Consider the following 16,946-nt stretch of genomic DNA (forward strand, 5'->3'; position numbering starts at 1 on the left):
CTGCGCACCGGCGTCACACAGGCCCCAGCACCCACCGCGGCGCCGGCCCCGGCTCCCCCCACACCGCATCCGAAGGGTTCGACCCGATGGCTGATCCGACCCTCCTCGTCCTGGAGACCGACCCGCCGCCGCGGCTCGGCCGGCTCACCGGGCGGGCCACTGTCCGGTACGCGTCCGAGTCCAGTCTCGCCGAGCAACTCCCGTACGCGGACGCCCTGTTGGTCTGGGATTTCAGTTCCGAAGCGGTACGTGCCGCTTGGCCGGGCGACGGGCCGAGGCCGCGTTGGGTGCACACCGCCAGTGCCGGTGTGGACAAGCTGATGTGTCCTGAGCTGATCGCGTCCGACACGGTCGTCACCAACGCGCGCGGCATCTTCGAGGAGCCCATCGCCGAGTACGTCGCCGGTCTCGTCCTCGCCATGGCGAAGGATCTGCCCGGGACCCTGGAGCTCCAGCGCCGCCGCAGGTGGCAGCACCGCGAGGGGATACGGGTCGCCGGCAGCCGCGCGACCGTCGTCGGCTCGGGACCCATCGGGCTCGCCGTCGCCGCGACGCTGAAGGCGCTCGGGGTGACCACGGCCGTCACCGGACGGACGGCGCGGCGCGGCATCCACGGCCCGGAGCAGGTGCCCCGGCTGCTCGCCGGGGCGGACTGGGTGGTCTGCGCGGCGCCGCTCACCGACGACACCCGCGGCCTGTTCGACGCGCGCCTCTTCGGGCTGATGCAGCCGTCGGCGCGCTTCATCAACGTGGGCCGGGGCCAGCTCGTGGTCGAGGAAGACCTGGTGGCGGCCCTGACCAACCGATGGATCGCGGGCGCGGCGCTCGACGTGTTCGAGCACGAGCCGCTCGACGCGGCGAGTGCGCTGTGGGACGTGCCGGGGCTGATCGTCTCCCCGCACATGAGCGGCGACACCGTCGGCTGGCGCGACCGGCTGGGAGAGCAGTTCATCGAATTGTACGAACTTTGGTCCGCCGGAAAGCCCCTCACGAACGTGGTCGACAAGAAACGTGGGTACGTCCCCAGCCATGACTGATCCGACCTTCCTGACCGATCTCACGGCCCGGCAGCTCCTCGCCGGCTACGAGAAGGGCGACTTCTCGCCCGTCGACGCGACGCGCGCCGTGCTGGACCGTATCGAGACGGTGCAGCCGCTGGTCAACGCCTTCGTCAGGGTCGACGCCGAAGCGGCGCTCGCGCAGGCGGAGGCGGCCACGGCGCGGTGGCTCAGAAAGGAGCCGCAGGGGCTGCTGGACGGGGTGCCGGTCTCGGTGAAGGACCTGATCCTCCAGCGCGGTGGCCCCACCCTGCGCGGGTCGAGGACCGTACCGGCGGCCGGTGCCTGGGACGAGGACGCGCCGTCCGTGGCGCGGCTGCGTGAGCACGGCGCGGTGTTCGTCGGCAAGACGACGACGCCGGAGTTCGGCTGGAAGGGCGTCACGGACTCGCCGCTCACCGGTGTCACACGCAATCCGTACGACCTGCTGCGCACCTCGGGCGGCTCCAGCGGCGGCAGCGCCGCCGCCGTGGCGCTGGGCGCCGCTCCGCTGTCGATCGGTACGGACGGCGGCGGGTCGGTGCGGATCCCGGCCTCGTTCTGCGGGATCTTCGGGCTGAAGCCGACGTACGGGCGGGTGCCGCTGTACCCGTCGAGCCCGTTCGGCACGCTCGCGCACGCGGGTCCGATGACCAGGGACGCGGCCGACGCGGCGCTGGTGCTCGACGTGATCAGCGGGGCCGACTGGCGCGACTGGTCGCAGCTCGCCCCGGCGCCGGGTGTCAGCGGCGCCCTGGACAGCGGGGTGCGCGGGCTGCGGATCGCGTACTCGCCCACGTTCGGCGGGCAGGTCGCCGTACGCCCCGCCGTGGCGCACGCGGTACGGCAGGCCGTGGGCCGGCTCGCCGAGCTGGGCGCGTACGTCGAAGAGGCCGATCCGGACAGCTCGGACCAGGTGGCGGCGTTCCACACGCTGTGGTTCAGCGGGGCGGCCAGGGTGGCGCAGCCGCTCGGCGCCGACCAGCGCGAGCTGCTGGATCCGGGGCTGCGCGAGATCGTCGCCGAGGGGGAGCGGGCGAGCGCGCTGGACTATCTGACGGCGGTGGACGCGCGGATGGACCTCGGCAGGCGGCTCGGCCGGTTCCACGAGACGTACGACCTGCTGGTCACCCCGACGCTGCCGATCACCGCCTTCGAGGCGGGCGTCGAGACACCCGGGAGCAGGGGCGGGCGGTGGACGTCCTGGACGCCGTTCACGTACCCGTTCAACCTGACCCAGCAGCCGGCCGCGACCGTGCCCTGCGGGGTGGACGAGGACGGGCTGCCGATCGGCGTCCAGTTGGTCGCCGCGCGGCACGCGGACGCGCTGGTGCTGCGCGCCGCGCACGCGCTGTACGAGTCGGGCGCCGCCCGGATCCCCGCCCCCGCCGGGGCGCCTACGCCCGCCGGAAGCTGAGCGTCTCGTCCACGGCGCCCGCCCGCCAGAGGTCCTGGCAGGCGGCGGCCATCGCGTCGAGCCCTTCGACGACCGAGCCCCAGACGATGCCGGGGACCCAGCCCACGTCGCCGTTGATCAGGAGGTTGTTGCGCTCGTAGAACAGCGCGAGGTCGACGACCGTACGGCGCCCCCGCACGGCCTGCTCGTCGTATCCGTACGAAGCGGCGCCCAGCTCCGCCTCCGAGAAGGTGAAGTAGCACAGATCGCCCGGGATGGGGGTGATGGTGGGGTTCTCCAGCGGTGGTTCCTCGGCGGCGAAGGCCGGGAACAGGGCGTAGATCTCGTTGCGCGCGTACTTCGCGTGGTAGACGTCCGAACCGAGCGGCAGCGCCTCCCACACGGCGGCGCATGTGACCGGCGCCCGGTCGTCGAGGAGCTTCGCGGTGCACTGGACCCCGCGCTTGTCGAGTGATACCTGCACATAGCGCTCTGACATCCTCGCAGCTTGCCCGGCTCCGGCTGATCGCACACGCCACCACGCTGAGCTATCGAATCAGGCCACAGAAAGGTCTCCTTCCGGGCACTGTTCGGTTACACCCCCGAGGGGCGACGCTTAGAAATCCCGAGTCGGGCAGGTGCCCCCCATTGTCCGCAGCGTTTGACCACGTTGTCCCGATCCGAGGAGATTTCGATCCATGGCTGACTTCCCGAACCTGTCCCGCCGGGGCTTCCTCAGCCGCTCCGCGGCCGTCGGTGGACTGCTCGTCGTACCTGGCGCCCTGGCGGCGTGCAGCAAGACCGACAGCGGCGCGAGCACCGGTTCAGGAGCGCTCGACAAGCTACGCAAACAGGGGTTCGTCCGGGTGGCGTACGCCAACGAGGCACCGTACGGCTATACCGACGGGGGCAAGCTCAAGGGCGAGGCCCCCGCGCTGCACCAGCAGATATTCAAGGCCCTCGGCGTCGACACGCTCAAACCCACGCTCTCCGACTTCGACGGTCTGATCCCGGGTTTGCAGGCGGGCAAGTACGACGTCGTCAGCGCCGGTATGGCGATCACGCCCGAGCGCTGCGCCAACGCCCTGTTCTCGGAGCCCGAGTTCATCTCCCCCACGGCGATGATGGTGAAGAAGGGCAACCCGAAGAACGTCACCGACCTGCCGTCGGCCAAGCAGGCCGGCATCACGATCGGTGTGATGGCGGGCGCCGTCGAGTCCTCGTACGCGGAGGGCGCCGGCATCGACTCGGGCAAGATCAAGACCCTGCAGAAGCCGCAGGACGGCGCCGACGCCGTCAAGAGCGGCCGGATCGACGCGTTCCTGCTCACCGGCATCTCGCTGCGCTGGCTCGCCAAGACCAACCCGGAGACCGAGGTCACCAAGGCCTTCGTGCCGGAGCTGAAGGGCAAGCCCCAGTACAGCCCCGGCGGCGCGGTGTTCCAGAAGGGCAACGAGGCGCTGCGGGACGCCTTCAACAAGGAACTGAAGAAGATCGTCACGGACAAGGCCCGCTACGTGGAGCTGCTGACGCCGTACGGCTTCGGCGCCACCGAAATCCCACCGGCGACCCTGAAGACCGCCGACCTCTGCAAGGGATGACGGGACCGAGCCGGTATGGGCGACTTCTTCACCACATTCTCCAACGACCTGCCCCAGGTGCGCTCAGGGCTCTGGGTGACGGTCCAGGCCACGCTGCTCGGCGCGGCCCTCGCTTTCGTTCTCTCGCTGCTCCTCGGCCTGATGGCGGGCAGCCGTCTCGCGGTCGTACGGGTGGTCTCGCGCGTCGTCGTCGAGTTCTTCCGCGGCACGTCGCTGTATGTCCAGCTCTTCTGGCTCTACTACGCGATGCCGCAACTGACGGGGTATCAACTCACCTCGATGATCTGCGGTGTGGTGGCCTTCGGGCTGAACTTCGGCGCCTACGGCTCCGAGGTGGTACGCGGCGGCGTCAACGCCGTACCGCGCGCGCAGTGGGAGGCGGCGGTCGCGCTCAACATGAGCCCGTACAAACGGATGACGCGGGTGATCATGCCGCAGGCGTGGGCCCAGATGATCCCGTCCTTCACCAACCTGCTGATCCAACTGCTCAAGGCCACGCCGCTGCTGTGGCTGATCTCGGCGGCCGACCTGATGACCGTGATCCAGCAGATCAGGGACCGCACGGGTGAGTCCCTCACCGCCTACGCGACCCTGCTGGTCCTCTACTTCGTCCTCGCCTACATCCTGACGATGCTGATGAACCTGCTCGAACGGGCGGCCAGGGCCAGGCTCGGCCAACGCCCTGAGAAGCGCAGCCTGCTGCGCAGCCGCAGCGCGAGCGACCCGGCGCTCACCGGAGGTGCGGCCCGATGAGCACCTTCGACTGGAACGCGGCGTGGGACGCACTGCCCCTGCTGCTCAACGGGTTCAAGATCACGCTGCTGGCGACGGTGCTCGGCACCCTGGTCGCCGCCGTGCTCGGCCTCGCCATCGCGGTGGCGGGCCGCGCCCCTTCCCGGTGGGTGACGGTGCCGGTCCGCGCGGTGATGGAGTTCATCCGCTCCACCCCGCTGCTGGTGCAACTGGTCGGCGCGGCAGCGGTGTTCGCGTCCACGGAGCCCCTGGTCGTCGGGGTGATCGTGCTCGGCATCCACTACGCGACGTACACCTCCGAGGTGTACCGGGCCGGGATCGACGGAGTGCCGAAGGGCCAGTGGGAGGCCTGCCGCGCGCTGTCGATGTCACCCCGGCGGACCTGGCAGGCCGTGATCCTGCCGCAGGCGGTGCGCAACGTACTGCCCGCACTCGGCAACTACGCGATCTCCATGTTCAAGGAGACCCCTTTCCTGGCGGTCATCACGGTCCAGGAGATGGTCTTCGAGGCGCGGAAGTACGCGGGTGACCACTTCCAGTACACGGAGGCGTTCACCCTCGCCGGACTGATCTTCCTGATCGCGAGCTACCCGACCTCGCTGCTGATGAGAAAGCTGGAGAAGAGCCTTGGCCACTGACCCTCTGCCGCCGCAGAAAACCTCGTCCCCCGAGGACACCGCCGCGTCCGGGGCGTCCAAGGCGTCCGCGCGGGACGCGGCTCCCGGGGGGCCGCTCGTCCACTTCGACCAGGTCGTCAAGCGCTACGGCGACCATGTGGTCCTCGACCAGCTCGACTTCGCCGTACGGCGCGGCGAGCACGTCACGCTCATCGGCCCCAGCGGCTCGGGCAAGACCACGATCCTGCGGCTGCTGATGACGCTGGAGAAGGTCAGCGACGGGGTGATCTGGGTGGACGGCGAACCGCTGTCCCACATGCGCACCCCCGGCGGCGGCCTGAAGCCGGCCGGCGAGAAGCAGCTCCGCGAGTCCCGCAAGAAGATCGGCATGGTCTTCCAGCAGTTCAACCTCTTCCCGAACATGAAGGTGCTGCAGAACATCACCGAGGCGCCCGTGGGCGTCCTCGGCGTCAGCAAGGAGGAGGCCGAGACCCGGGCGCGCGAACTGCTCGACATGGTCGGTCTCGCCGACAAGGTCGACGCGCACCCCTCGCAGCTCTCCGGCGGACAGCAGCAGCGGGTGGCCATCGCCCGCGCGCTGGCGATGCGCCCGGAGATCCTGCTGCTGGACGAGGTGACGTCGGCGCTCGACCCGGAACTGGTGGCGGGCGTGCTGGATCTGCTGCGGGAGATCGCCCGGACGACGAATATCACCATGCTCTGCGTGACGCACGAAATGAATTTCGCCCGCGACGTGTCGGACCAGGTGCTGATGTTCGACTCGGGGCGGATCGTCGAGTCGGGAACCCCGGAGAAAATATTCTCCGACCCGGAGAACGAACGCACCAGAGAATTCCTCAGCGCCGTGCTGTGAGCGTCAACGGCGAATTGCCATGCGGCATATGCCACGACGACCCGGCCCCGCACACCGTGCGGGGCCGGGTCATTCTTTCCCCAACAGCCGCCCCACCGTGCGGGATTGGCCGTTATCGTGAGAGACGGGCAACCGAGAGCAACGGACCAGCAGAGCCCCGAGGGAGAGCCGTGGCGCTGAAACCGGAGCCGGCCGCTTCATTCCACTCGGTCCGCTACATCCTGCGCGTCCTCGAAACGGTCTCCCAGCACGGCGGCGGTGTCACGGAAGCCACCATCGCCCGCGAATCGGGGCTGCCACCGCTCCATCTCGCCCCCATATTGCGGATGCTGCGCCGCGAGGGCTATGTCGAGCTGCTGCCGGACGGCGCGTACGCCGCCGGTGCGTCACTGGCGCTGCTCGGCTCGGGCGCCGGCCGCGGCCAGGCGCTGGAGACCAAGCTCCAGGAGACCCTGTCGGCGCTGCGCGACAGCGTGGGGGCCGCCGTCTACGTCAGCCGGTACATCGACGGCGAGGTCAGGGTCACCCAGTTCGCCGCCGGGCCGCGGACACCGGCCGTCCGGGAGTGGGTGGACTTCCGCTCAGCGGCCCATGCCAGCGCCGCGGGCAAGTGCCTGCTCAACCAGCTCGACCACAACGGCCGCAGGGACCATCTGGCCCGGCACAAGATCGCCCGGCTCACCTCGCGGACCATCACCAACGAACGCCAGCTCTTCTCCCGGCTCGACGCCCAGCCCGCCACGGTCCCGGTGCTCGACCTCCAGGAGTACGCGGTCGGCACCGTCTGCGCCGCGGTCCCGCTGTCGGCGGGCGCGGCGGTCGGCTGCCTCGCCCTCTCGCTCCCGGTGGAACACGCCCACCGGCTGCGCGCCGCCGCCGAGACCCTCAACCGCAGGGCGGCGCCCGTGGCGTTGTCACTCACTTTCTGAGGGTATTATTTCCGGGTCGGCAGGCGCCGCTAGCTCAGTTGGTTAGAGCAGCTGACTCTTAATCAGCGGGTCCGGGGTTCGAGTCCCTGGCGGCGCACGCGACGAAAGGGCCCCGCACCGGTGACGGTGCGGGGCCCTTTCCTCAGGGACACGGGTGGGGCCGTGTCAGACCACCGAGCGGCTGCCGTCCACCGCGGGAGTCGAACCGAAGATGTCCACCGCGTGGTAGTACGTCCAGGCGGTCGCGTCGCACGTCGCCTTCGTCGCACCGCTGTACGCCGTGCAGACCTGCTTCAGGTCCGCGTAGAGCATGTTGTCGAGCCGCGCCTTGTTGGCGGGGAACTGGCCTGCCGCCTTGTAGTTGCGGTACCCGAAGTCGTGCCGCGCGCACGAGGTCGCGAACGGGAAGCCGAACGGGTTGTCGGGCGAGGTCGAGCAGTAGTCCGTCGACCAGTCGAAGGCGTACGCGGACCAGGCGCCCTTGTTGTTGTTCGCGGCGACCCAGGCGTTGCGGCTCGCGGCGGTCGGCTGGGTCAGATTGCTGAGCACCTGCGGCTTGTCCGCCGGCGCCGCCGAGGCCGGGCTCGATGCCAACAGGGCGGCGGGAAGGGCGAGTACGGCTGCGGCGAGCGGAAGCGCGAGACGTCTGTGCATTCGATTCCTCCGGTGGGGGACGGGGCGGCGCTCCGCGCTGTGACACGGGGCGCCCTCAGCCTTGCCGAACCGTTCGCCGTACGGGTCTACGCGCGGTGACCGGCTCGGGAATCGTCCCCCATTTCGCGCCGTGGGCAAACCCCCGCGACCCCAACTCGTACGGGAACGGAGCCGTTTTCCCTACGAGTTACCAGGAGCTTCGTACGGCGTGCACGGAATCTCCACACCCGGCCGGACCGGCCGGCGCCGCGGGGTGAACGGCGCTCGGGGAGCGCGGCAGCGTCGCCGCACTCCCCGAGGCCGTTCGGTCACGCGTCAGAAGCCGTCAGACACCCGGCCCGTACGTCAGAACTGCACGTCCGAGCAGGCGTAGAAGGCGTTCGCCGTGTCGGCGATCGTCCAGACGGCCAGGATGATGTGCCGGCCCGTACGCTGCGGCAGGACACCCGAGTGCGAGAGCGTCGCGGGCGGCTGCTGGTTGTTGTACGGCACCGTCAGGAACGGCTGGGTGTCGAGGGCCGCCCGGGTGAGCGGCTGGGACGGGTTCCACCCGTTCTTGGTGATGTAGTACTTGAAGTCCGTCGTGGCATGCCGTGCGGTGAACTGCCAGCGGAAGTTGTAGCTCTGGCCGGCCGTGACCTTGGTGGTGGGCCAACCGGTGCCGCCGCGCGGGTCGTTGAGCTCGGCGAACTGGCTGAGCCCGCCCGCGCAGATCTTGCCGTCCGCGGGACCCGCTGCCGGGAAGCCCTTGGGCCCCTCGACGCTCTGCGGCTCCCACTGGATGTTGCCGCAGTTCTGCACGGTGCCGTTGGCACAGAGCTTCTGCCGGCTGATGGGTGAGTCGGTGTAGCCGTGACTGCTGGCGCTGCCGGTGGCGAGCAGGGTGACACCGGTGACCGCGAGGCCCACGAGGGCCGCGCCTATCTTGCTTCTTCGCATGCTTCGCTCCAGAGAACGTGGGGAGTTCGGTGAGCCGTCTTGCACGCGTGCAGTGGGACCTTGAGCGATGGAACGTTGAACGGTGTAGCTGTCGAACGGAGTTGCGGTGGAGCAGTCGGACCGCAGACCCGATTCTGCGGTCTAGACCAACCCTCAGGGTATTAACGAACCTTGACCATGTCCATAACAACAGCGGTCCGTTGTCAGAAACGGTCGACGCCCGCGTGCCGGCCGGTGTAGAAGGCCACCGTCAGATCCTTCACGAGCGCCTTGCGTTCGTAGTCGTCCAGCTCGACCAGGCCGCGCGAGGTCAGCCGGTGCACCGTGTCGTCCACCGCGTCGACCACCGCCGTCAGCACGCTGTCCCGGTGCCGGGCGTCCAGCGCCGCGATCCGGCTGCGCTGCATCGCCTCGGCGATCTCCGGCGCGTACTCGATCCGCGTCGGCTGCGCCGAGAAGACATCGACCCCGACCGGCCGGCATTCCGCCGACAGCATCCGGGTCAGCGCGGTGCCGACGGCCTCGGCGTCGCGCAGGGTCGGCACCGTCTCGTGGAACGCGTCGGCGGGCAACTGCGAGAGCACCCGCGCCATGGCCGCCTCGACCTGCTCGCGCAGATACTCCTCGTGGTCCCTGACGCCGAGCGTCGCCTGCGCGGTGTCCATGACCCGCCACACCACCAGGACGACGGCCCGCAGCGCTGTGCCGTTCGCGTCGACGGCCGGCATCGGCTCGCTGCGCCAGTGCCGCAGCCGTACGTCCACCCGGCGGCGCAGCAGCAGCGGGCTGACCCAGAGCAGTCCCGTACGGCGCACGCTCCCCCGGTACTCACCGAACAGCGTCAGCACCCAGGCGTGCCCCACCCGGCCGCGCCCCAGCCCGCCGAAGGTGAACAGCACGACGAGCACGCCCAGCGTGAGCAGCACCCACTGCCCGATCCCGATGCCGTGGTACGGATGCGACGACAGCCGCGCCATCCTGACCAGCTCGGCGGGGACCGCGCCGGCCCACCAGAGCACGGCAGCGCAGCCGACGAGCGCGCACAGACCGACGAACGCGGCGGCCCAGCCCGGCAGTACGGGACCGGCCCGCTCGACGAGCCGGGTGTCGACAGGCGTCGCGGGGCGGGCGGGCACGGCGCCCACGCCCGCGGGCGCGGGCGCGGGCGCGGGCACCCGGCGGACCCTCGGTTGCTCGCCGGTGCCCTGCCGCTGTGCGGCGACGGCCCGCGCCTCGTCCCTGAACAGCAGATGCACCGGGATCTCGTGGGTGCTCTCGCCCACGATGAGCGGGCTCCATCGGGTGGTGCGCCCGTCGGCGCCGCGGGTGTCGTTGACCCGGCTCTCGCTGACCGGCACGACGTGCACCGGGGCGTCGCCGAGCGGGAGTTCACCCATCGGCAGTTCACCCACCGGCAGTTCACCCACCCGAAGTTCACTCACCGGTGTGTCGTCGACGACGGCCTCGATCACCGCGGTGTCGCCCAGCCTCGGCTCACCCGGCGCCTGGTCGTTCACCGGCAGCTCGTCCACCACCGGCTCGTTCACGACCGGCTCGTTCACCACCGGCTCGCTCACCGGCGGGCGCTCCTCGGCGGGCGCCTCGGCCGCCGCGGGCTCCCGCGCCGGCGCCGGCGTCTCACTCTGCTGGTCCGGTACGAACGGTTCGGCGGCGGCCGGGGCAGCGGGCGCATCCGCTTCGGCCGCCGGCTCACCGGCCGCCGGGGCCGCGTCCGCCACGTCCGCCACGTCCGTCGCATCCGTCGCGTCCGGCCCGGTGCCGAGCGGCGTCGCGCCGAGCGGCTCGCTCCCGTCACCGCTCGGGCGCGAGGTCATCGTTGTCATCCTTGCCTCCGTCATGCGAAGAGTCGTCGCCAGGTCTCGGCTCCGGGGTAGCCGTCCGCCGCGCTGCCGCCCCAGCCCTGGGCGCGTTGGAACGCCTGGACATTGCGCCGGTCCGCCTCACCCCAGCGCTGGGTCGGTCCGGAGACGTAGTACGTGCCGAAGCCCTTCTTCACGAGCTGCTTGCCGAGCTGCTCGACGTACTTGTTGGACTGTCCGGGCCGGAAGTAGCGCGCGCCGGGAAACGCCGGCGCCTTCGTACCGGCCGCAGCCGCCGAACCGCCGGTAGCGCCCTTGCCACCTGCGGCACCCTTGCCGCCCGCGCCCGTACCCGTACCCGTACCCGTACCGCCGGCCGCGCTCTTGCCGGGGCTGCCGCCGGCGCCCGCGGGCGTGATGTCCTTGCCCAGGTGGTCGACCAGATACCGCCAGGTGTCGATGCCCGGCAGCCCGTCCGCCTCGGCGCCGCGCCAGCCCTGGGCGAGCTGGAACGCCTTCGTCGCGTTCCTGTCCGCCGTGCCCCAGCGCGGCCCGGGGCCCGTCTTGTAGTAGCGCTTGCCGCCGCGCTCGATGAGCATCCTGCCGAGCTGGGTGACGTACTTGTTGTCGGCGCCTGGCCCGAAGGACCTCGCGCCGGGGAACGGCGTCCCCTTCGTGCTGCTCGCCGCGCCCGCGGTCCCCTCGGTGAGCCCCTTGTACCGGTAGGGCACGTAGCGGTCGGAGTTGCTCCAGTACGCCATCGGCGTGGGCTGCACCCGGGTGTACGGCGTGGTCTGCTCGTACGCCATGTACGTGGAGTGCGTGTAGTCGGTCCAGCCGCCGAAGATCGTGACGTGCGAGCCCTTGCTCGGGTCGGCCGGGTTGTGGAAGAGCAGCATGTCGCCGGGCTCCAGGTCGGCCCGCGCGATCTTCACCCCGAACTTGGCGAGGCTGCCGGTCCATTCGTTGCCCGTCAGGTTCCAGGCCATCGAGACGAAGCCCGAGCAGTCCTGCCGGTATCCGTCGGACCAGAACCTGTTCATGCTGTACGGCACCTTCGCGCCCACCCACCGCTTGGCGCGGTTGATGATCTCGGCGCGGGTGCTCTTGCGCAGCGTGCCCGGCTGGCTCGTGCCGGGGCCCGAGGTGGGCGGGCCGCCCAGCGGTCCGCTGTCGCCCTGCGGGGTCGAGGGATCGGGCTCGGCGACCGGCATACCGGCCGGCGTCGTACCGTCGGCCGTCGTGTCGTCGGCTCTGCCGAGTGCGGGGACATGGCCCGGTCCTGCCGCCTGCGCGGCGCCCGCTCCCGTACCGCCCAGCACGATACCGGCGGCGGTGACCAGCACCAGCGCCTGCCGGGCACTGTGCGCGGCGAGACCTCCGGTACGCGCGGACAGGCCCCGGGCCGGATCGCGCCGCTGTTCGGCGCATCCGGCGCAGGGGCAGTCGAGAGCGGGCTCGTACTCTTCGAAGACCGGGACGGTCATGCGATCCCCTCCACTCATCAAGATCCTTTGCCAGAGCTGCTGCACGGGGTAGTCATCTCGATTGTCCTGACAAGGTGCATTTTGACGGATCAAAGGTAATAAAAGACCATCCAACAGGCATCATCAAGCATTTAACGGCTGGATCACCCCTGCCGATCGGGTAGAGTTGTCCAGGTCAGCAGGCGCCGCTAGCTCAGTTGGTTAGAGCAGCTGACTCTTAATCAGCGGGTCCGGGGTTCGAGTCCCTGGCGGCGCACGCGTAGTCGAGGCCCCCTCACGGGATGTGAGGGGGCCTCGTCCGTGCGCGGGGACTGCCCATGGCCTCGGCCCCCGGCGCTACTTGGTGTTGCGGACCAGCTCCAGCGCGTACCGCGGATACCATGCGCCGGCCTTCGGACCGCCCTTGCAGGTGCCGTCCGACTCCCCCGGGCGCTTGATCCACAGATACGCCTTGACCAGCGGGTCGCCGGTCTTCGTCGTGGGCGGCTCACCGAGCGCGCGGCCGGGCGGGTTGCACCAGTTCTCGTTCGGATCGCCGCCGGAGTAGGGGCCGTTGCCGTTGCGGCTGGTGTCGATGACGAACGGTTTGTTGTGCACCTTCGCCGACAGGCTCCTGCCGAAGTCCCTGCTCGCCCGCGTCGGGTAGAAGTTCGACACATTGACGGCGAAGCCGTCCGCCTCCGCGATACCGGCCCGCCGGAGCGGCTGGTAGAGGGCGTCGGGACTCTGCCAGCCCGCGTTGCCCGCGTCCAGGTAGACCGTCGTGGCCGGCTGCTTCTTGAGCCGCTCGACGGCTCCCTTGAGCAGGTCGTAGCGCTCCTCGCCGAACTGGTCGGGGGTGCAGCCGTCCACGAGGTGCAGCACGGCGTCCGGTTCGAGGACGACGGTCGCCCGCCGGTCGCCGATGCCGGTCGCGACCTCGTCGATCCACTTCCGGTAGGCGTCGCCGTCGGACGCGCCGCCCTGGGAGAACTGGCCGCAGTCGCGGTGCGGAATGTTGTAGAGGACCAGCAGCGCTTCGCGGTCGGCCTCGGCCGCCGCTTCGGTGAACGCCGTGGCCCGGCCCCGGGCGTTGTCGGGGCCGATCCACTCGGCGACCGGCTGGTCCGCGATCTTGCTGAGCAGATCCGCGTTCCTGGCGCTCTCGCCGGTGCCCTGCTCGCGGTACGCGGCGACCTGTCGGGCCGCGCTGCCGTCCGGGTCGACCCAGTACGGATCGTCGGCCTTGGGCCGCTGACCGACGCGCGGCTGCGCTCCGCTCTCACCGCCGCCGTCCCCGCCCGACGAGCACCCGGAGACCAGCACCACCGAGGCGGCGGCGAGGGCCGCCCCCACCCGGGCGGCAGCCCGCCCGCTCCGGCGACCGGGATTCCCGCGGTACATCCACTCCCACGGCGAAAACCGCCCGCGCGGTAGATCGGATTCCCCGCGCGGGCGGTCGCTCACCTGGAAAGGAGCAGGGGTCATGTCTTCGCGGCGGTCAGGTAGGCGGACACCACGACGTTCGCCGTGTACGCGTTCGCCTTGCGGTCGAAGGTGCCGCCGCAGGTGATCAGCCGCAGTTCGGCCCGCGACTTGTCGTGCGAGCCGTAGACCTTCTGCGCGTCGAAGTGCTTGCGGCTGAAGACCTTGACGTTGTCGATGGTGAACTCGGCGACAGAACCGTCCGTCCTGGTCACCCGGATCTTCTCACCGGCCTTGGCCGCGCTCAGACCGTAGAAGACGGCAGGACGGGTCTCGGTGTCGACGTGGCCGACGAACAGCGCGGCGCCCTTGGCACCGGGCTGCACACCCCGGCCGTACCAGCCGACCGTACCCGGCGCCGAGAACGGCGGCGGGTCGACAGCCCCCGCCGCGTCGAGCCCGCGGGAGACGACAGGCGCGGTGATCCCGATGGACGGGACGTCCACGCGCTCCGGCTTCGCGGGGTCGAGCGGCGCCCTGGCCGGCGGCAGCGGCACCCCGAGCGGCCGGCCGACAGCGGCCACGTCGCCCGTGGTGGGCGCCGAGCTGCCGAAGCCCGAACCGTCGGCGACACCGCGTCCCCACAGCCACAGGCCGAGCAGCAGCACGGCCCAGGCCACACCGGTGAGCAGCCTGCCGGATCCCGCCACACCCTTCCCGGCGGACACGTCAGTCCGTGTTCCGGCCGGCGGCACGCTCGCGACGCGCACTCCTGAAGGCCACGGCGACAGCGGCCACACCCGCGAGCACCAGACCGATCAGCGCGTGCTGGGTTCCGGCGCTGCCCGCCTGGGCCGCACTCTGCCCGTCGGTCCGCGCTTCGGACTGATCGCCGGACGCCAGGGTCGCCGTACCGCCACCGCCCGCTCCGACCGGAGCGACGGGCTGCGGGTACGAGTGGTCCCCGGAGTGGTCGTTGTGATGGTCCGACTGATGGACGACCTGGACGTCGCCGACGCCGGAATGGTCGTGGCCGTCGCAGTTGACGTTGATCTCGTAGCTGCCCTTGGTGGCGGAAGACCGGATCGTGGCGGCTCCGTAGAGCGGCAGCCGCGATTCGTGGCTCTTCTCGTGGTTCCTGCCACCGGACAGATCCACATCGGCGGCGAACGCGTCGGACGAGACGTTCGCCCAGTTCTTCTTGCAGCCGTCGACCTTGAGCTGGACCTCGCCGCCGGGGGCGATGGTCGAGGGGGTGACCGTGACACTCACACCGTCGTGAGCCTGGGCGGCCGTGACGCCTAGCGCGGGGGCCGCCACGAGTATGGCGATCATCCCTGCGGCACGGAGAGCGAGCAATCTTGAACGCATGGTGAACCTCCTGATAGAGGAAGATTCACCCGCGCCGCCCGTTTCCGCATCCGCAGGGACCGGCCCAGGATCGTAAAAGCGCCTCTGACGTGCTCAGATGCGATCGACCAGATCGGCGATCGAGTCAACGACCGTCGAAGGCCGGAACGGATACCGGTCGATGTCGGCCGGGGTCGTGACCCCGGTCAGCACGAGGAACGTCTCCATACCGGCCTCAAGACCCGCCAGGACGTCCGTGTCCATCCGGTCGCCGATCATGGCGCTGGTCTCCGAGTGGGCACCGATGGCGTTGAGCCCCGTGCGCATCATCAGCGGGTTCGGCTTGCCGGCGAAGTACGGCTCCTTGCCGGTCGCCTTCGTGATCAGCGCGGCCACGGCGCCGGTCGCGGGGAGCGGTCCCTCGGCCGAGGGGCCCGTCTCGTCGGGGTTGGTGCAGATGAACCGCGCCCCGCCGTTGATCAGCCGGATCGCCCTGGTCAGCGCCTCGAAGCTGTACGTACGTGTCTCACCGAGCACGACGTAGTCGGGCTCGTGGTCGGTGAGGATGTACCCGATGTCGTGCAGCGCCGTGGTCATCCCCGCCTCGCCGATGACATACGCGGTGCCGCCGGGACGCTGGTCGTCGAGGAACTTCGCCGTCGCGAGCGCCGACGTCCAGATGTTCTCGACGGGCACACTCAGCCCCATCCGCGACAGCCTCGCCTGGAGGTCGCGCGGGGTGTAGATGGAGTTGTTGGTGAGCACGAGGAAGGGCTTGCCCGACTCGCGCAGTCGCTTGATGAACTCGGCTGCGCCCGGGATCGGAACCCCTTCGTGGATGAGGACACCGTCCATGTCGGTGAGCCAGGATTCGACCGGCTTGCGCTCTGCCACTGAAGTGTTCTCCGCTCTGCGACGACCATGTGCGACACGCCCAGCCTAACCAGCGCGGAAGGGCAGGGCTCAGCTACCGGTGGCGGACTTCCAGGCGTCGACGTACGTGTCGAGGTTCTTGTCGATGTCGGTCCAGTCGGGCTGGAAGATGTCGACGCCGTCGAGGAGCTTGCCCAGCGCGGTGGCGTTGGCGTCGGTGGGCCTGATGTCGGAGCGCGCGGGGAAGCCGCCGCCGATCGCGGTGACCTGGCGCTGCTCCTGCTCGCTGAGCATGAAGTCGAGGAGCTTCTTGCCGTTGGCGTTGTGCGGGGCCTCGCTGACCAGACCGGCCGCGTAGGGCAGCGCGAAGGTGGACGGCTGCGCGGCGCCCTGCTTCTTCGGGAACCAGATGGCGAGGTTCGGCATGGACGTGGCCTGGGCGAAGTTCATCTGCACGTCACCGTTGGCGACCAGGATCTCGCCCTTGTCGACCTTGGGCGCCAGCTTGGACGTCGAGGACGACGGGCCGACGTTGTTGGCCTGGAGCTTCTTGAGGTAGTCCATGGCCGGCTCCTTGCCGCCGAAGTCGTGCATGGTCTGGATGACGACGGCCGTGCCGTCACCCGCGACACCGGGGGTGGAGTACTGGAGCTTGTTCTTGAACTTCGCGTCGAGCAGCTCCTCCCAGGTGGTGGGCGGCGACGTCAGCTCCTTCTTGTTGAGCACGAAGCCGAAGTAGTTGTTGACGACCGAAGTCCACTTGCCGTCCGCTGGCTTGTCGCCCGCGCCGACCTTGTCGACACCGGCCGGCTCGTACGACTGGAGCAGCCCCTTGCTGTCGGCCTGCTGGATGAACGGCGGGAGGGTGACCAGGACATCGGCCTGGGTGTTGGTCTTCTCGCGCACGGCGCGCTGCACGACCTCGCCCGAACCGCCCTCCACGTACTTGACCTTGATGCCGGTCTTCTTCTCGAAGTCCTTGAAGAGCTGGTCGTACCAGCCGTCGCCGTTCTCGCCCTTGAGGCCGTCGGCGCTGTAGACGGTGACGATCTTCGCGTCGGACGCGGCCGACGAGCCGCCGCAGGCGGTGAGCGAGGCGGCGATGACGAGTCCGCCGCTGACGGCGGCGAGCGGCTTGGTAAAAGTGCGCATGACGTTGTGTTCTCCCATGAGTGTGAGCGGCGGAAGGCGCCGCTTCGGCGGGGCGTGGTT

The 16,946-nt window shown here is 70.1% G+C and carries 17 protein-coding genes and 2 tRNA genes; 9 read left to right on the top strand and 10 right to left on the bottom strand.

Annotated features, from left to right (window positions below):
- The first annotated feature begins 86 nt into the window (after window positions 1-86).
- Window positions 87-1,037 (top strand): D-2-hydroxyacid dehydrogenase, encoded by a 951-nt coding sequence (locus tag ACZ63I_RS15715; protein ID WP_469338978.1) that lies wholly within the window; start codon window positions 87-89, stop codon window positions 1,035-1,037.
- Entirely contained in the window at window positions 1,030-2,454 is a 1,425-nt protein-coding gene (locus tag ACZ63I_RS15720) for an amidase (protein ID WP_469338979.1), read from the top strand. The genes ACZ63I_RS15715 and ACZ63I_RS15720 overlap by 8 nt, the downstream gene beginning before the upstream one ends.
- Here the strand turns inward: ACZ63I_RS15720 and ACZ63I_RS15725 are convergent.
- Window positions 2,435-2,932, bottom strand: coding sequence for a DUF3830 family protein (locus ACZ63I_RS15725; RefSeq protein WP_469338980.1), 498 nt, complete (start codon window positions 2,930-2,932; stop codon window positions 2,435-2,437). The genes ACZ63I_RS15720 and ACZ63I_RS15725 overlap by 20 nt on opposite strands.
- Window positions 2,933-3,131: 199 nt before the next feature.
- Here ACZ63I_RS15725 and ehuB point away from each other — a divergent pair, with 199 nt between their 5' ends.
- From ehuB to ACZ63I_RS15755, 6 genes are all read left to right on the top strand, one after another.
- Window positions 3,132-4,034 carry an ectoine/hydroxyectoine ABC transporter substrate-binding protein EhuB gene (gene ehuB, locus ACZ63I_RS15730; protein WP_469338982.1) on the top strand — a complete coding sequence of 301 codons (903 nt, stop codon included), beginning with the start codon at window positions 3,132-3,134 and terminating at the stop codon, window positions 4,032-4,034.
- 15 nt (window positions 4,035-4,049) lie between these two features.
- Entirely contained in the window at window positions 4,050-4,787 is a 738-nt protein-coding gene (ehuC, locus tag ACZ63I_RS15735; RefSeq protein ID WP_469338984.1) for an ectoine/hydroxyectoine ABC transporter permease subunit EhuC, read from the top strand.
- Window positions 4,784-5,425: an ectoine/hydroxyectoine ABC transporter permease subunit EhuD gene (gene ehuD, locus ACZ63I_RS15740; protein ID WP_469338985.1), complete on the top strand. Its 642-nt coding sequence runs from the start codon at window positions 4,784-4,786 to the stop codon at window positions 5,423-5,425. The genes ehuC and ehuD overlap by 4 nt, the downstream gene beginning before the upstream one ends.
- Complete coding sequence (gene ehuA / locus ACZ63I_RS15745) at window positions 5,415-6,278, top strand: ectoine/hydroxyectoine ABC transporter ATP-binding protein EhuA (RefSeq protein ID WP_469338987.1); 864 nt, start codon at window positions 5,415-5,417, stop codon at window positions 6,276-6,278. Before ehuD ends, ehuA begins: the two co-directional genes overlap by 11 nt.
- Before the next feature lie 170 nt (window positions 6,279-6,448).
- The gene (locus tag ACZ63I_RS15750; RefSeq protein ID WP_469338988.1) at window positions 6,449-7,207 is read left to right on the top strand and encodes an IclR family transcriptional regulator; all 759 of its coding nucleotides are present in this window, start codon (window positions 6,449-6,451) and stop codon (window positions 7,205-7,207) included.
- A gap of 23 nt (window positions 7,208-7,230) precedes the next feature.
- Window positions 7,231-7,304: transfer RNA gene (locus tag ACZ63I_RS15755), tRNA-Lys, on the top strand.
- A 68-nt stretch (window positions 7,305-7,372) separates the two neighbouring features.
- Here the strand turns inward: ACZ63I_RS15755 and ACZ63I_RS15760 are convergent.
- The 4 genes from ACZ63I_RS15760 to ACZ63I_RS15775 all read right to left on the bottom strand — a co-directional run bounded on the left by ACZ63I_RS15760 (window position 7,373) and on the right by ACZ63I_RS15775 (window position 12,107).
- The gene (locus tag ACZ63I_RS15760) at window positions 7,373-7,861 is read right to left on the bottom strand and encodes a phospholipase (protein WP_469338989.1); all 489 of its coding nucleotides are present in this window, start codon (window positions 7,859-7,861) and stop codon (window positions 7,373-7,375) included.
- 345 nt (window positions 7,862-8,206) lie between these two features.
- On the bottom strand, window positions 8,207-8,800 hold the full coding sequence (locus ACZ63I_RS15765) for a lytic polysaccharide monooxygenase auxiliary activity family 9 protein (RefSeq protein ID WP_041989279.1): 594 nt from the start codon (window positions 8,798-8,800) through the stop codon (window positions 8,207-8,209).
- Between the two features lie 203 nt (window positions 8,801-9,003).
- Window positions 9,004-10,635, bottom strand: a complete 1,632-nt coding sequence (locus ACZ63I_RS15770; protein WP_469338991.1) for an SPFH domain-containing protein — start codon at window positions 10,633-10,635, stop codon at window positions 9,004-9,006.
- 20 nt (window positions 10,636-10,655) lie between these two features.
- On the bottom strand, window positions 10,656-12,107 hold the full coding sequence (locus ACZ63I_RS15775) for a peptidoglycan-binding protein (protein ID WP_469338992.1): 1,452 nt from the start codon (window positions 12,105-12,107) through the stop codon (window positions 10,656-10,658).
- 182 nt (window positions 12,108-12,289) lie between these two features.
- Between ACZ63I_RS15775 and ACZ63I_RS15780 the strand changes: the two genes are divergently transcribed.
- Window positions 12,290-12,363, top strand: a tRNA-Lys gene (locus ACZ63I_RS15780).
- 80 nt (window positions 12,364-12,443) lie between these two features.
- On the opposite strand, the gene ACZ63I_RS15785 is transcribed toward ACZ63I_RS15780, so the two are convergent.
- The 5 genes from ACZ63I_RS15785 to ACZ63I_RS15805 form a co-directional block, all read right to left on the bottom strand.
- Window positions 12,444-13,490: a glycoside hydrolase family 6 protein gene (locus tag ACZ63I_RS15785; RefSeq protein WP_469338993.1), complete on the bottom strand. Its 1,047-nt coding sequence runs from the start codon at window positions 13,488-13,490 to the stop codon at window positions 12,444-12,446.
- 80 nt (window positions 13,491-13,570) lie between these two features.
- Window positions 13,571-14,239 (bottom strand): class F sortase, encoded by a 669-nt coding sequence (locus ACZ63I_RS15790; protein WP_469338995.1) that lies wholly within the window; start codon window positions 14,237-14,239, stop codon window positions 13,571-13,573.
- 1 nt (window position 14,240) lies between these two features.
- Window positions 14,241-14,882 carry a hypothetical protein gene (locus ACZ63I_RS15795; RefSeq protein ID WP_469338997.1) on the bottom strand — a complete coding sequence of 214 codons (642 nt, stop codon included), beginning with the start codon at window positions 14,880-14,882 and terminating at the stop codon, window positions 14,241-14,243.
- A 93-nt stretch (window positions 14,883-14,975) separates the two neighbouring features.
- On the bottom strand, window positions 14,976-15,755 hold the full coding sequence (locus ACZ63I_RS15800; RefSeq protein WP_328582107.1) for an HAD-IIA family hydrolase: 780 nt from the start codon (window positions 15,753-15,755) through the stop codon (window positions 14,976-14,978).
- 69 nt (window positions 15,756-15,824) lie between these two features.
- Window positions 15,825-16,886 carry a 2-aminoethylphosphonate ABC transporter substrate-binding protein gene (locus ACZ63I_RS15805; protein WP_469338999.1) on the bottom strand — a complete coding sequence of 354 codons (1,062 nt, stop codon included), beginning with the start codon at window positions 16,884-16,886 and terminating at the stop codon, window positions 15,825-15,827.
- Between the last annotated feature and the right edge of the window lie 60 nt (window positions 16,887-16,946).

Source organism: Streptomyces sp. NPDC087906 (genome assembly GCF_055584925.1).